The 13,300-nt window shown below is 48.2% G+C and carries 14 protein-coding genes; 3 read left to right on the forward strand and 11 right to left on the reverse strand.

Annotated features, from left to right (window positions below; genetic code table 11):
- Positions 1–19: 19 nt before the first annotated feature.
- Positions 20–1,420, reverse strand: a complete 1,401-nt coding sequence (rhaB, locus tag A4V09_RS15535; RefSeq protein ID WP_065543154.1) for a rhamnulokinase — start codon at positions 1,418–1,420, stop codon at positions 20–22.
- A 181-nt stretch (positions 1,421–1,601) separates the two neighbouring features.
- Here rhaB and A4V09_RS15540 point away from each other — a divergent pair, with 181 nt between their 5' ends.
- The gene (locus A4V09_RS15540) at positions 1,602–2,576 is read left to right on the forward strand and encodes an AraC family transcriptional regulator (RefSeq protein WP_065543155.1); all 975 of its coding nucleotides are present in this window, start codon (positions 1,602–1,604) and stop codon (positions 2,574–2,576) included.
- Positions 2,577–2,653: 77 nt separating this feature from the next.
- Here the strand turns inward: A4V09_RS15540 and A4V09_RS15545 are convergent, their stop codons facing one another.
- The 9 genes from A4V09_RS15545 to A4V09_RS15585 form a co-directional block, all read right to left on the reverse strand.
- Complete coding sequence (locus tag A4V09_RS15545; protein WP_065543156.1) at positions 2,654–3,706, reverse strand: HD-GYP domain-containing protein; 1,053 nt, start codon at positions 3,704–3,706, stop codon at positions 2,654–2,656.
- A gap of 203 nt (positions 3,707–3,909) precedes the next feature.
- Positions 3,910–4,779, reverse strand: coding sequence for a DegV family protein (locus A4V09_RS15550; protein ID WP_065543157.1), 870 nt, complete (start codon positions 4,777–4,779; stop codon positions 3,910–3,912).
- 60 nt (positions 4,780–4,839) lie between these two features.
- Positions 4,840–6,021 carry a S41 family peptidase gene (locus tag A4V09_RS15555; RefSeq protein WP_065544813.1) on the reverse strand — a complete coding sequence of 394 codons (1,182 nt, stop codon included), beginning with the start codon at positions 6,019–6,021 and terminating at the stop codon, positions 4,840–4,842.
- A gap of 125 nt (positions 6,022–6,146) precedes the next feature.
- Entirely contained in the window at positions 6,147–7,058 is a 912-nt protein-coding gene (ftsX, locus tag A4V09_RS15560; protein WP_065543158.1) for a permease-like cell division protein FtsX, read from the reverse strand.
- Positions 7,048–7,734, reverse strand: coding sequence for a cell division ATP-binding protein FtsE (ftsE, locus tag A4V09_RS15565; RefSeq protein ID WP_018595098.1), 687 nt, complete (start codon positions 7,732–7,734; stop codon positions 7,048–7,050). Before ftsE ends, ftsX begins: the two co-directional genes overlap by 11 nt.
- A gap of 40 nt (positions 7,735–7,774) precedes the next feature.
- A complete protein-coding gene (locus tag A4V09_RS15570) occupies positions 7,775–8,863 on the reverse strand; it encodes a PucR family transcriptional regulator (RefSeq protein ID WP_065544814.1) in 1,089 nt (362 codons plus the stop codon).
- 225 nt (positions 8,864–9,088) lie between these two features.
- The gene (locus tag A4V09_RS15575) at positions 9,089–9,961 is read right to left on the reverse strand and encodes a YitT family protein (RefSeq protein WP_065543159.1); all 873 of its coding nucleotides are present in this window, start codon (positions 9,959–9,961) and stop codon (positions 9,089–9,091) included.
- A 1-nt stretch (position 9,962) separates the two neighbouring features.
- Positions 9,963–10,664 carry a WecB/TagA/CpsF family glycosyltransferase gene (locus A4V09_RS15580; RefSeq protein WP_065543160.1) on the reverse strand — a complete coding sequence of 234 codons (702 nt, stop codon included), beginning with the start codon at positions 10,662–10,664 and terminating at the stop codon, positions 9,963–9,965.
- 142 nt (positions 10,665–10,806) lie between these two features.
- On the reverse strand, positions 10,807–11,799 hold the full coding sequence (locus A4V09_RS15585) for an alpha/beta hydrolase (RefSeq protein WP_065543161.1): 993 nt from the start codon (positions 11,797–11,799) through the stop codon (positions 10,807–10,809).
- A gap of 209 nt (positions 11,800–12,008) precedes the next feature.
- On the opposite strand from A4V09_RS15585, the gene A4V09_RS15590 reads away from it, so the two are divergent.
- Positions 12,009–12,293, forward strand: a complete 285-nt coding sequence (locus A4V09_RS15590; protein WP_242964144.1) for a transglutaminase-like domain-containing protein — start codon at positions 12,009–12,011, stop codon at positions 12,291–12,293.
- Complete coding sequence (locus tag A4V09_RS26850) at positions 12,283–12,417, forward strand: DUF4129 domain-containing protein (protein ID WP_408606839.1); 135 nt, start codon at positions 12,283–12,285, stop codon at positions 12,415–12,417. The genes A4V09_RS15590 and A4V09_RS26850 overlap by 11 nt, the downstream gene beginning before the upstream one ends.
- Positions 12,418–12,628: 211 nt before the next feature.
- Here A4V09_RS26850 and A4V09_RS15605 read toward each other — a convergent pair whose 3' ends face one another.
- Positions 12,629–13,264 carry an endonuclease III domain-containing protein gene (locus tag A4V09_RS15605; RefSeq protein WP_065543164.1) on the reverse strand — a complete coding sequence of 212 codons (636 nt, stop codon included), beginning with the start codon at positions 13,262–13,264 and terminating at the stop codon, positions 12,629–12,631.
- Positions 13,265–13,300: the final 36 nt, after the last annotated feature.

Raw genomic sequence — 13,300 nt, forward strand, 5'->3', positions numbered from 1 at the left:
ATCCTTTTGCATCTCTAATTTACGGTTCGTATATTTTAATCTCAAATGAGTCATAGACGCACTGCCTGGCTGCCTCTAAGTCTGCCAGCACACCCTTTGTTATGAACTGCACCATCAGGTTGCCGATGGCAGTGGCCTCTGTGGGACCCGCCAGGACCGTTTTTCCGGTACCGGCTGCTGTGAGCTGATTCAGATACGCTGCGTTTGCGCCGCCTCCCACCACGTGGAGATTTTTATACTGTACCCCTGTCATGGCCTCAATCTCCCGCACCGTTTTGCCGTAGCAGTCCGCAAAACTTCTATATATAACACCTGCAAGCTGTGCCGGGGCTGCGGGCACCTGCTGCCCTGTCTCTTTACAGTATCCCTGCACTGCCTCTGTCATAGACTCCGGGGCCAGAAAACGGCTGTCATTACAATCCACCAGGGAGGGGATCTTCTCCTGGGATGCCATTTCACATAGCTCCGCAAAAGAATACATATCCTGCAGTTCTTTCTTGAGAGACTGGATCATCCACAGCCCCATAATATTTTTCAGATAACGGAACCGGTGATCATAGCCGCCCTCATTGGTAAAATTCAGCCTGCGGCTCTCCTCCGTACAGTCTGCCTCTTTTCGTTCCACCCCCATCAAGGACCAGGTACCTGAGCTTATGTACAGGGCGTTTTCCTCATTGGAAGGCACAGCCAGAACCGCGGAGCCTGTGTCATGGGTAGCAGGCAGTATGACCTGGCAGTCAAAGCCCACTTCCCTCCGTATCTCTTCCGTGAACGCTCCCAGCACGGTACCCGGTTTTTTAATAGGCTGAAAAATCCGTTTCGGATACCCCAGCATTTCAATCAGTTCAAAATCCCAGTCCTTTGTTTTTGCACTTACAAGCTGCGTTGTGGTGGCATTGGTATACTCTGATGCCATTTTACCGGTGAGCAGGAACTGAAAATAGTCCGGCACCATCAGCATGGCTACTGCCTTGTCCAGATGACCGGGATGTTTTTCTTTCACAGCCATAAGCTGGTAAATGGTGTTAAATATCTGTTTCTGGATTCCGGTTCTTCCATACAGCTCTTTCTCGGGAATAACCCGGCGGACAAGCCTGTCCATTCCCTCTGTTCTCCTGTCCCTGTATCCCACCGTGTTTCCCAAAACCTGATTGTTCCCGTCCAGAAGCACAAAATCCACAGCCCAGGTGTCAATGCCCATACTCACAGGTATCTTCCCGGCCTTTCCGCACTTCTTAAGTCCAATCTTGATTTCCTCAAACAACTGTTCCAGATCCCAGCAGGCTTCCCCGTCTTTTACGGTCAGTCCGTTATAGAAACGGTGCATCTCCTCCATCACCACGCGGCCCTGCTCCATATGTCCCAGAATGTGACGGCCGCTGGACGCGCCGATGTCCACCGCCAGATAATATTCTGTCATGATTTCCGACCTCCTTATCTTCTCATCTTATCGGAAAAGAGGAGAAAGAAAAAGTACACAGCTTGCATAATTTTATAACCTTATTTGCAGTCCGCCGATTGCATTTTTTTCTCTCCCATATTACTATAAATACAGAACTGCACCTCATGGACAGGCAGCAGACAGAAAGACGGAGGAAGCCATGAACCAGGAATTGTTAAGAGAACTGAAAAAAATAACGGCGGAAGAACAGGCACTGCTGGACGGGAAGAAGGAAATCAACCCCTCCATTTACAATCTGGAATATTCTATGACCATTGACAACAAAAAACTTCTGGAACATGGAAAACTCCTGCAGATCCGTCCCCACACCCGCTTCGTACATTTCCCAAAACATAACCACAATTATGTAGAAATGATCTATATGTGCTCAGGCAGCACCCGTCATATCATTAACGGCGCAGAGATTCTGCTGGGCACCGGGGAGCTTCTCTTTTTAAGCCAGACTGCCACCCAGGAAATCTATCAAGCAGGGTATGACGATATCGCCGTCAATTTCATCATACTGCCCGAGTTTTTCGGACAGCCCTTAGATATGATAGGCACAGAGGACAATATGCTGCGCACCTTCATCATTGAATGTCTGAAGACCGGCAGCCAGAATGTAAATTACCTTCATTTTAAAGTTGCAGACATTCTGCCCATACAAAATCTGGTGGAAAATCTCATCTGGACTCTGCACAACAAACAGCCCAATAAACGCAGCTCCAATCAGGTAACCATGGGACTCCTCTTTCTGCAGCTCATGAATTACATCGACAAAGCAAAGATCGGGCAGGAAAACTATGAACAGGAACTGCTACTCACGGTCTTCCAGTACATAGAGGAACATTACAGTGACGGGGAACTGTCAGAGCTGGCAGGGGAACTGGGTTATGACCTTTATTGGCTGAGCCGTGTCATCAAGCGGCACACAGGGAAAAATTACAAGGACCTGCTGCAGGATAAAAGGCTGAACCAGGCTGCCTACCTGCTTCAAAATACTTCCCTGTCTGTAACAGATATCGGCCTGAACGTGGGATATCACAATTTCAGTTATTTCTATAAGATATTCAAAGCCCGTTTTGGTATGTCACCCCGCAGCTACCGCCTGACCAGAGAGCCGGAATCCCACTGACCTTACGGCAGTGGTACTATCAAAAAAGGTGCATCCCCCGGCGTCCATTCATCCAACGCCGGTGCGGATGCACCTTTTTATTCTTCTCTCTTATAGAACGCTTTCATCTTATCCTTTGCTCTGCTGAGTCCTTCCATCAGAAGGGGGCTGAAACAGCCGCATTCGCCGTTCCGTATCATCTCATAGGCCGTGTCATGAGGATATGCCTTTTTGTATACACGGTCACTGACCAGGGCATCATAGACATCCGCCACAGACACGACCTGCGCCTGTATAGAAATCTCATCTCCCTTCAGCCCATCCGGATACCCGCGTCCATCCCATCGCTCATGATGATGACGGCAGATATCATACGCATATTTGTATACAGGGTTCTCATGGAACCGCGGTACACTGTCCAGAAGCTCACATCCCCGTACGGTGTGTGTCTTCATAATCTCAAATTCTTCAGCAGTAAGCCTGCCCGGCTTGTTGAGAATACCGTCAGGAATGGCAATCTTGCCTACGTCATGCATGACTGCCGCGTCTGCTATCATAGGCAGATCATTCTCCTCAATCCTGCAGGAGGGGTCCAAATCTTTAATGACATGCAAAAGAATCATGGTCAGATCGCGGATTCTGGTAACATGCTCCCCGGATTCGCAGTCTCTGAACTCAATGGCAGTGGAGAGGGTCTCAATGATGGAACTGTTCAGTTCCCTGATCTCCTGTGCCTGTTCCCTGAGCAGAGCGTCCTGTTCATTCACAATGTTATTAAGCCGTATCACATTGCCGATACGCCGACGGATAAAGAAAGGAATGATAGGCTTTCCGATAATATCCACAACACCCAGTTCATATCCTCTCTTCAGAACCTCCTGAGAGTTCTCTGCTGTGATCAAAAAGACAGGGATCTTATGCGTAAGGTTCAGTTTCTGCATTTCTTCCAGCACTTCAAACCCGTCCATAACCGGCATAACTACGTCAAGCAGTATGGCTGCAAGCCTGTCCTGCTGCTCCATGATAAACTCCATGGCCTGCTTTCCGTTCTCAGCTTCTAAAATTCTATAATCTTCCGAAAAAGTAGCGTCCAGAATGGCACGGTTCATTTCCACATCATCTACAATCAGAATTGTCTGTCTGCTGTTCATAAACGCCCCAATGCCTCCTCCCGAAAAATCCCAGAAGAACTCCCATGTCTATTGTCCATCGTGCATATATCCTTTCATACACATTTCCTTGGTAAATCCTTCACTTCTAACAGTTTAACTTCTCTTGCTAAAAACTGTCAAGCACTATCTCCAATATTACAAATTTTGTAACCGCGCAAAGAGCACTGTCCTTAACCGTAGGACTATCTGTATTCCCCAAGGAAAAACAGAGCTACCGTGCCCGGACCGGCATGTGCGCCTATGGTGGCGCCTATGGGGTTCATCATCACATTGGTAATACCGAATTTTTCCTCCACAAGCTTTGCCACGTACGCTGCGTCTTCCTCACAGTCACCGTGGCTGATCAGGACAATCTCATTTTTACCCCTGTAATTTCCAATCCGCTCCTCCATCATGGAAACCAGGGTTGCCAGTGATTTTTTGCGTCCTCTGACCTTTCCCACAGGTATCAGTTTCCCTTCATTGTCCACATGGAGCATTGGTTTGATATTGGCCAAGGTCCCCAGTACCGCTGTGGCTTTTGAGACACGTCCGCCCCGGTAGAGATGGTTTAAGTCATCCACGGTGAAGACATGGCAGGTGTGAAGGATGTTCTCCTTTACCCACTGCGTCACTTCCTCCATGGACCTGCCTTCCGCTTTCATCTTTGCGGCATACCATACAAGCAGGCCTTCCCCCATGGATGCGGCCAGGGTGTCAATCACCTCTATCTTTCTGTCAGGGTAGGATTCCCTTAACTCTTCCGCGGCAACGCGGCAGCTGTTATAGGTTCCGCTTAATCCGGATGAAAATGCCAGATACAGAACATCTTTGCCCTCTTTGACTACAGACTCAAAGATCTCCTCCGCTGCTGTGGGATTTACCTGTGATGTGGTGGGCATGGAGCCCGCTCTCATACGCCTGTAAAACTCTTTATCTTCTATAACATGCTCCTTGTCGTATATTTCTCCGTCCATGTTACAGGACAGGCAGAGATAATCCACCTGATGTTCCTTAAACCATGACAAGGGCATATCCACTGTATTATCTGTTATAATTACATATTCACTCATACGCTGTCTCCCTCACTTTCCCATTTTTATCAGTTTACCACGGATTGACCGTCTCTTCAACTACATTCCCTTTACCACTTCTATGGCCTTCTGAAGCTGATTGTCCTGGGATTTCTCTATTGTCACCTGCTGGCGCTGGCTGTCATCCAGCTCCACTTCCACATCCGGCTCGATTCCCGTACCATGGATGTTGCGGCCATTCGGTGTATAATACTTGGCAATGGTGAGCTTTACCGCGCTTCCGTCTGTGAGGGGAATGGGCATCTGTACAATCCCTTTTCCGTAAGTGGTAGTGCCTACCAGTTTTCCAATTCCATAATCCTGTACTGCACCGGAGAAAATTTCCGACGCACTGGCACTGTTGTCATTGACAAGCACTGTCAGAGGAATCTGCAGTTCATTTTCCCCGTCACAGGTGTATTCCTTTCTGTTCCCGTTCTTATCTTCGGTATAAACCATCAGTCCTTTTGGCAGGATCTGCTCCAGGATATCACACACAGAGATCAGCAGACCGCCCGGATTATCACGCAGGTCCACGATCAGGCGCTCCATCCCCCGGCTCTGCAAATCCTGGAATGCAGATTCATACTGGGCAGCCGTCACCTCCGCAAATTCATAGATCTGAATATATCCGATATGGTCCTCCAGCATCTCATGCTCCACCATGGGCACTTCCACGTGTTCCAGAGGAATGTCCAGGCTCACATAGTCGCTCTCTCCCTCTCTGGCGATCTCCAGATGGACGGTCTCGCCCTCTGAACCTTTGATCAATTTAACGATCTCTGACAATTCCTTATCTGTGGTCGTCTCCCCGTTCACGGTGTAGATCACATCCCCGGGCAGAAGCCCTGCCTTGGCTCCCGGTGCTCCTTCGTAACATCTGGTGATGGTGACTATACCTGTTCTTGCCTCCTGCTGCAGCACCACGCCCACGCCCAGATATTCACCTTCTGTGCTCTCGTTGAGCTTGGCGTACTCCTCAGAGGTATAATATCCGGAATAAGGGTCACCCAGCCCTGCCACCAGTCCTTTATACAGATAGGATTCCAGTTCTTCCTCGTCAATATCCTCCAGATAATACTCATCTATGATGTCTTCGATCACTTTTGCCTTCTTCACTGTAGAACCATTCAGCACGCCCTGCTGGCCCTGAAACCACAGAAATCCCATTACTCCGCCGCCTATAAGGGCTGTACAGAGAACACCCAGCAGAAAACCTTTGATATATTTCTTTCTGTCCACACTTTCAGTTCCTTTCCTTATAAAATTGTCTTCACCCAAACAAAAAGAAGACACTGCCAAACAGATCCCCCCGCATACGCGGGAGGAAACATACATTCAGCAGCATCTCTTCTGTACTTTATAACTTATACCCTTAAATGTTTCCTTACGGAAATCATACTACCAATGAAACCAATGCCGATACCAAGTCCCACACCTACCGGCAGCAGGATCCGGAATACATGGGATACATCCAAAAACTGAAGGAATCCTGACAGTAAATGGAACTTTGTCATTACAAACTCTATGACTCTGTTATAGAGCACATAGAGAATTCCCATAGGGATCGCTGCCCCTACTACGCCCAGCAGAATACCCTCGATCACGAAAGGTGCTCTTACAAAGAAGTCGGTTGCTCCGATCAGTTTCATGATCCCGATTTCTTCCTGGCGTACAGAAATACCCATGGTGATGGTATTACTGATCAAGAAGAAGGCAACTGCCAGCAGGATAAATACAATTCCCAGGGACACATAACCGATCAGCTTATTAAATGTGGAGAGGGTCTTCTCCGCTGACTGTGACTGGCTGACGCTGCGCACACCGTCAAGAGATTCAATATACTCTACAAGCTGGCTCTGCTCCTCAACATTTTTCAGATATACCTGATAGTTTGCTGAGTTGGCAAGAGGATTATCCTGGTTTCTGAATCCTTCTGCCAGTGCCTCGTCGCCGCCCAGATAGTCATCGCGGAACTCTTCCCAGGCCTGGTCAGCAGAGATGTATTTTACTTCCGCAACCTCATCACGGGCCTGGATCTTCTTTCCGATATTATCAATCTGTTCCTGTTTTGTTCCTTCTTCAAAATATACAACAACTGCTACGCCTTCCTCCGCTGTGTGGACGATATATCTGAAGTTCATTACCAGTGCAAGAAACAGTCCAAACAGGAATATACATGCGGACATGGTGGCGATAGAAGCAAGGGAGAATCTTAAATTTCTCCAGATGTTCTTCACACCCTGTTTTAATATGTATGCTATTGTACTAATTCTCATACTGATATCCACCTTCTTGTTCGTCGCTTACAATGACGCCTTTCTTCATGGTAATCACCCGCTTCTTGAATGCGTTTACGATTTCCCTGTTGTGTGTAACGACAAGAACGGTTGTACCGCGCTCGTTGATCTCTTCCAGCAGTTTCATGATCTCAAAAGAGTTCTTAGGGTCCAGATTACCGGTTGGCTCATCCGCCAGCAGGATGCTTGGACGGTTCACCAGTGCCCTTGCCAGGGCAACCCTCTGCTGTTCACCGCCGGACAGCTGGTCCGGACGGGATTTGTATTTTTCAGCCAGGCCCACTAAGGTGAGCACCTCAGGCACGCGCTTTTTAATGACACGTGTGGGGCGCTCAATGACCCGCTGTGCAAATGCTACGTTTTCATAGACATTCCTGTCACGAAGCAGACGGAAATCCTGGAACACAACACCGACTCCCCTGCGGTATTTTGCCACTTTTCGCCGTCTTAACTTATCCAGGCGCTGTCCGTTTACCGTGATGGACCCGCTTGTGGGATCCAGTTCCTTCAGCAGCAGCTTTATCAGAGTGGATTTACCTGAACCGCTGTTGCCCACGATAAAAACAAATTCACCCTTCTCTACGTGAAGCGACACATTGTTAAGAGCCGGCTGGCCCTTACTGTATGCTTTACTCACGCCCTTTAAATCAATCATAAATATCCTCCTGTGTTCCTGACACCCGCTTCCCCGGATATCAGTAATCAAGTGTCTCCATATACTTCATATATTTTACCACCATCAGGGCTATCTTAAATGTTATGGCATCTTCAAACACACGCAGGTCAAGGCCGGTACTCTTCTGGAGCTTATCCAGACGGTATACCAGAGTATTCCTGTGTATGTACAGCTGTCTTGATGTCTCCGAGACATTCAGGCTGTTTTCAAAGAATTTGTTGATGGTGGTCAGTGTTTCCTCATCAAAGTCATCCGGTGATTTTCCATCGAAAATTTCACGGATGAACATTTTACACAGAGGAATCGGCAGCTGGTAGATCAAACGGCCGATGCCTAGGGAACTATAAGCGATCACTTCTCTGTCTCCAAAGAAAATCTTACCAACGTCCAGAGCCATGCGGGCTTCCTTGTAGGAGCGTGATACTTCCTTTAACTCCTTCACAATGGTACCGTAGGCAATGTGGGTCCTGCCGTCCTTCTCGATACCGAGAGTGGTCAGGATCATATTCGCGATCTTGTCCACCTGCGGATAATTATCCGTGGCAGTCAGCTCTTTCACAATGATAATGCTCTTCTCATCTACAGCAGTGACAAAATCCCCGGTTTTGCCGCCCAATAGATTTTTAATATTTTCCAGGGAGCCGTAATCCTTATCCTGGTTCGTTTCCAGAATAAATACAACTCTGCGCACATCCACTTCGATATGCAGCTTTTTCGCCCGGTTATGGATATCCACTAAAAGCAGATTGTCCAAAAGCAGGTTCTTGATAAAGTTATCCTTATTGAACCGCTCTTTGTATGCGGTCAGCAGTCCCTGAATCTGGAAAACCACAAGCTTTCCAAGTGTATAGACATCGTCTCCGGCGCTATTGATAACCAGCACATACTCAAGCTGATGGTCATCGTAGATTTTAAAGAACTGATATCCTTTAATCACCTGACTGTCTGCCTGGGAATTTGCAAAAGCTAGGACTTCCTCCTGTGCACAAACATTCTCAGAAAAAGTAGATGCCATCACTTTCCCTTCCATGTCCGTGATGTAGAAGTCTGTTCTGGATATGCTTTTCAGCCCGTCCAGAGTGTTTTGTAGTACCTGGTTTGATATCATTCTCTTTCCTTCTTTCATTATATAGTGTTCTTCTCTGTTTCCATCCCATAAAAACAAAAAACCCTACACTATATACTAATACATAATCGAAAAAAAATAAAGAGAAAATGTTAAATATTACATCTTTTTTTCAAAATGTAACATTTTGTTCACATTTCCCCTTTTCTTTTCACAACTCTGTTTACGCCCAAAGCCTCCTGTGGAAGCGGCTGGGGGAATGATAACTCACATGTCTTCCCCGCTGTGGAATCCTTCCCCGATCACCTCACGGGCATCGGTCACGATAACAAATGCTTTGGGGTCTGTCCTGGTCACCAGCTCTTTTAAGCGCACGATCTGCTTCTTCCCCACCACGCAGAAGAGCATGGTTTTCTCCTCACCGGAATACATGCCTCTGGCAGATATACCGGTCAGGCCCCTTTCCAGTTCCTCCATCAGGCTTTTAGCCATCTCATCGTGCAGGTCAGTGATGATAAATGCGATCTTGGCGAATTTCATACCTTCCAGGAAGCCGTCAGTCACTTTCGTGGTGACAAAAATAGCGATCACTGCGTAGAGTGCCCTCTGCAGCCCAAAGATAAACACGCCCAGTATGACGATAGCCCCATCCACCACCTGGAGGATCTGGGCAATGGAATAATGGCGCATCTTGTGCTGTATCAGTGCAGATACCATATCTGTTCCGCCTGTGGTACCCTGTCCCAGGAAAATAAAACCGATTCCCACACCCATGATCACACCGCCGAACAAGGCTGCCAGCAGCATATCATGGGGTATGATGGGAAGTTCCGGTATCAAAAAAAGCCAGAGGGACAGAGCCAGGGCGCCGAAAATAGACTTTTTTGTAAATCCCCATCCCTTGATGCTCACCCCAAGGAAAAACAGGGGGACATTCAGTACCGCATTGGTGAGCCACAGGGGGATTCCGCCGGGCATCAGATTCTCAGTCAAAGATTTGATAATGATGGCCAAACCGGAAAAGCCCCCGGTCACCATCTGCATATGGTCATAAATAGAAGTGATTGAGACGGCCATCACAGCCGTCCCAATCAGTATATACACATATGCCCGCCAATTTCCTTTTTTCTCAGCAAGCATGTTATTCTTCTCCTTTTCCCGAGTCCTCATTCTCCTCATTATACTGTGAAACCAGCTTTTTAAATGTACTCTTTTCCAAAAGTTTTCCCAGCCAGCCCTTTTTTAATCCTGTTTCTTTCTGGATTTCGTGACGTTCTCCAAGACAAAACAGAATTTTTGTATTCATCATCTTCCTGTTATCTGCCACAAAACGTTCAATCCCCATGTTTCTGGAACAAGTCAGAACCGCCTGGGGACTGAAAGAATTAATCTCATTAATAATTCGGTCTACCTGGTCCGCATGAGCTTCCTCAAGACTGTCTTTTCCCAGGATCACGATATCCGGATACTTATCCTTCACATAATGATAGAAAGTCTCCATATCCTCCTCGGTCTCTCCAAGTAAAAAGACCTGGTTCTTATAATGGGACAAAAACCAGAACAGTGTGGAAAAGAAGCCATGCTTGGCAGCCTCCTCCTCAAGCCTTGGGTCCTCAACACCTGCTGCTTTTAAAACCTCCGGCTCATCCACTACAGCCTTGTCCAGGATTCCAATATATTCCTTCAGCTTCTCATCCTCCTGGGCAGCCATGAGCAGTTTCATATTGATGACTCCATAAGTGGAAAGCGTCTCGTTAAACCAGTTCTCATTGACGCACTCCATCACGTCCTCCACATAACATTTCTCCACGGAAATGCCCAGTACCTCTATTCTTTCATGCATAATATTTCTCCAGTAATCTTATTACAGCACCTTGTCCGGCGCCTCACACGCGCTTTATCTACCTACTATAGCAGACAGGCAGAGATTTTTCAAGCCGCACATCCAGGGATTCTTCCCTGCCCTTTTCCTACACTTTGTATTTTCAGCCAAAACCGGTCATTCCATGCGTTTCCAGGAAAGAAAATACGGTTTCATAGTATTCTTTTGGTGCCTTGTCGGGTGCCTGGGCATGGCCCGCACCCTCAACGATCAGGATTTCTTTTTCACAGTCCGCCGCATCGTACAGTTCATAAGCCATCTCCACAGGTACAAATGCATCCTCCTCCCCATGTATGATCAAAAGGGGAATGGTACTTTTCTTCACAGCTTCCAGGGCAGAGGCCTCTTTCAGACTATAGCCCCCGCGCATCTGCAGCATGAGGCTGGCACCGTCCACCAGGGGAAATCCGGGGATATGGAACCAGTCCTTTAACTGTTTTTTAAAAATACTGTAGGCATCCGTATACGCACTGTCGGATACTGCCGCGACCACGTGTTCCGAAAGCTGCTCCCCGGCCATCATCAGCGCGCAGGCACCTCCCATAGATTGTCCGTGTATGACTATCTGTGCACTCTCATCCACATCCAGGATCATCTCAAGCCACAGCTGATTATCCAGTCTGTCGGTCCATCCCATACCGATGAAATCGCCCTGGCTCTCACCGCTGCACCGCATATCCGGCACCAGAACCTGATATCCTCTTTTAGCATACTCATAGGCAATGGGGTACATCTCCTCTTTCCATCCGGTATAACCGTGCAGCAGCAGGACCCAGTTATGACTCCCGCCTTCCCGGTAAAACGCCCTGCTGATCAGACGGTATCCGTCTTCTGTTGTCACAGACAGCTCCTGACTGTCAGATGTCTGTGCCCACTGGTTAGCTTTCTCCAGACTGGACATCCTGTTCTGTTCAATGTCATCTGTCCGGACAAGGGCTTCGTAGCTGTCCTCCGTTATATCTTCAAAAGCCTGGGTCTGTTCCATCTTCTCCGGAACCAATGCCAGATCCACCACAATATTCGCTGCAAACACGAACAGCACTAACAGTATGACCATCACAAAAGCCAGTCTTTTTATCCAATTTTTCTTCCGCATATTTTTACTGTCACCTTGTAGTATTTTGTCATATTTTATATATTATACCTGTTTTTTTTCTGCTGCGCAATAACCACTGCGCTATGCTGCAAGATCACCCAAGGCTGCGGGACTCCCTACGAAGAACTGGAAGCCATCCGCACATACCTGAACAGCTATCATTATACCGCAACCGGGGACTCCCCTGAGGGGGGGCAGGGATTTTGCAGATGCCTTTCTTTGACACAAAGACCGGCTACTGCACTTCCTTTGCCACAGCCATGGCCATACTTGGGCGCTGCCGCAAGATCCCCACCCGATATGTGGAAGGATTTGCCACAGACCGTACCTGTGACACGGAGAACAGTGAAATACTTCTTGCGGGTTCCAGTGCCCATGCCTGGACCGAAGCTTATCTGGAGCCAATAGGCTGGGTGCCTCCGGAAATTCATTGGGCGCAGAGGAAAACTGTCGAGTCTGCCATTCCAGGAGGGAGAAACGCTTCTGAAATATGAAGAAAAGGCCGCCGGCGCGCTTGATGCGCCCGATGCAGCCTTAACTGATCTGTTCCGGATCTTCCGCCAAATCCGCTATGGAGGACAGAAGGCTTCACCGGAAATGCTGTACCGCCCGCGGTAGGTACGGCATCCATCCCCTCTCTCAGCGGATCACAATGATACCGTCCCTAGGCACAGATCTGGCTCTCATATGTCCCCCTGATTCTCTCAGCAAACCAAAAACCTTCTCATCCTTTGGTATGACACAGATATTTTCCCAGCCGGCACTGCTTTCTCTATGGTCTGCACCAGTTGTCCCAGGATCTCTCCCACATTTGTCAGATAGCGCATCCTCACACACCATTTTTCTGACAGATATCCCGCAGGCAGCATTTTTCACAGTAAGGTATTGTTCTGGCTGTACACACATCTCTGCCGTGGAACACCAGCCTGTGGCAGAAATCGCTGCCCTCCTCAGGGGGGATCAGCTTCCAAAGGGCCATCTCCACTTTCTTAGGGTCTTTTATGGCGTCCACAAGACCTAATCGGTTGACCAGGCGGATACAGTGGGTATCTGTCACGATCGCCGGTTTCCCGAATACATCCCCCATGATCAGATTGGCGCTTTTGCGCCCCACTCCCGGCAGTTTCAGAAGGGCATTAAAGTCAGAGGGTACCCTGCCGCTGTACTCATCCCTCAGTATTTTCATGCAGGCACTGATATCCCTGGCTTTGCTCTTTCCCAGGCCGCAGGGCTTCACGATCCGCTCAATATCCTCCACATCTGCCTCCGCCAGTGCATTCACATCCGGATATTCTGCATATAAATCCTGTACTACCACGTTGACTCTGGCATCTGTGCACTGGGCTGCCAGACGGACACTGACAAGCAGCTTCCATGCCTGGTCATAATCCAGGGTGCATCCCACATCAGGGTATTCCTTTTTTAACCGTTCCACTACTTCCAGTGCCAGTTTCTCTTTCGTCATAATCTCTTTTCCTTTCTAATTGTTGTTCAGGCTGCA

Source organism: Blautia pseudococcoides, assembly GCF_001689125.2.
Lineage (GTDB): Bacteria > Bacillota > Clostridia > Lachnospirales > Lachnospiraceae > Blautia > Blautia pseudococcoides.

What these genes read in the sequence shown, in the direction of transcription:
- rhaB (WP_065543154.1), bottom strand. Translation starts at nt 1,420, where the DNA reads ATGACAGAATATTATCTGGCGGTGGACATCGGCGCGTCCAGCGGCCGT.
- A4V09_RS15540 (WP_065543155.1), top strand. Translation starts at nt 1,602, where the DNA reads ATGAACCAGGAATTGTTAAGAGAACTGAAAAAAATAACGGCGGAAGAA.
- A4V09_RS15545 (WP_065543156.1), bottom strand. Translation starts at nt 3,706, where the DNA reads ATGAACAGCAGACAGACAATTCTGATTGTAGATGATGTGGAAATGAAC.
- A4V09_RS15550 (WP_065543157.1), bottom strand. Translation starts at nt 4,779, where the DNA reads ATGAGTGAATATGTAATTATAACAGATAATACAGTGGATATGCCCTTG.
- ftsX (WP_065543158.1), bottom strand. Translation starts at nt 7,058, where the DNA reads ATGAGAATTAGTACAATAGCATACATATTAAAACAGGGTGTGAAGAAC.
- ftsE (WP_018595098.1), bottom strand. Translation starts at nt 7,734, where the DNA reads ATGATTGATTTAAAGGGCGTGAGTAAAGCATACAGTAAGGGCCAGCCG.
- A4V09_RS15570 (WP_065544814.1), bottom strand. Translation starts at nt 8,863, where the DNA reads ATGATATCAAACCAGGTACTACAAAACACTCTGGACGGGCTGAAAAGC.
- A4V09_RS15575 (WP_065543159.1), bottom strand. Translation starts at nt 9,961, where the DNA reads ATGCTTGCTGAGAAAAAAGGAAATTGGCGGGCATATGTGTATATACTG.
- A4V09_RS15580 (WP_065543160.1), bottom strand. Translation starts at nt 10,664, where the DNA reads ATGCATGAAAGAATAGAGGTACTGGGCATTTCCGTGGAGAAATGTTAT.
- A4V09_RS15585 (WP_065543161.1), bottom strand. Translation starts at nt 11,799, where the DNA reads ATGCGGAAGAAAAATTGGATAAAAAGACTGGCTTTTGTGATGGTCATA.
- A4V09_RS15590 (WP_242964144.1), top strand. Translation starts at nt 12,009, where the DNA reads ATGCCTTTCTTTGACACAAAGACCGGCTACTGCACTTCCTTTGCCACA.
- A4V09_RS15605 (WP_065543164.1), bottom strand. Translation starts at nt 13,264, where the DNA reads ATGACGAAAGAGAAACTGGCACTGGAAGTAGTGGAACGGTTAAAAAAG.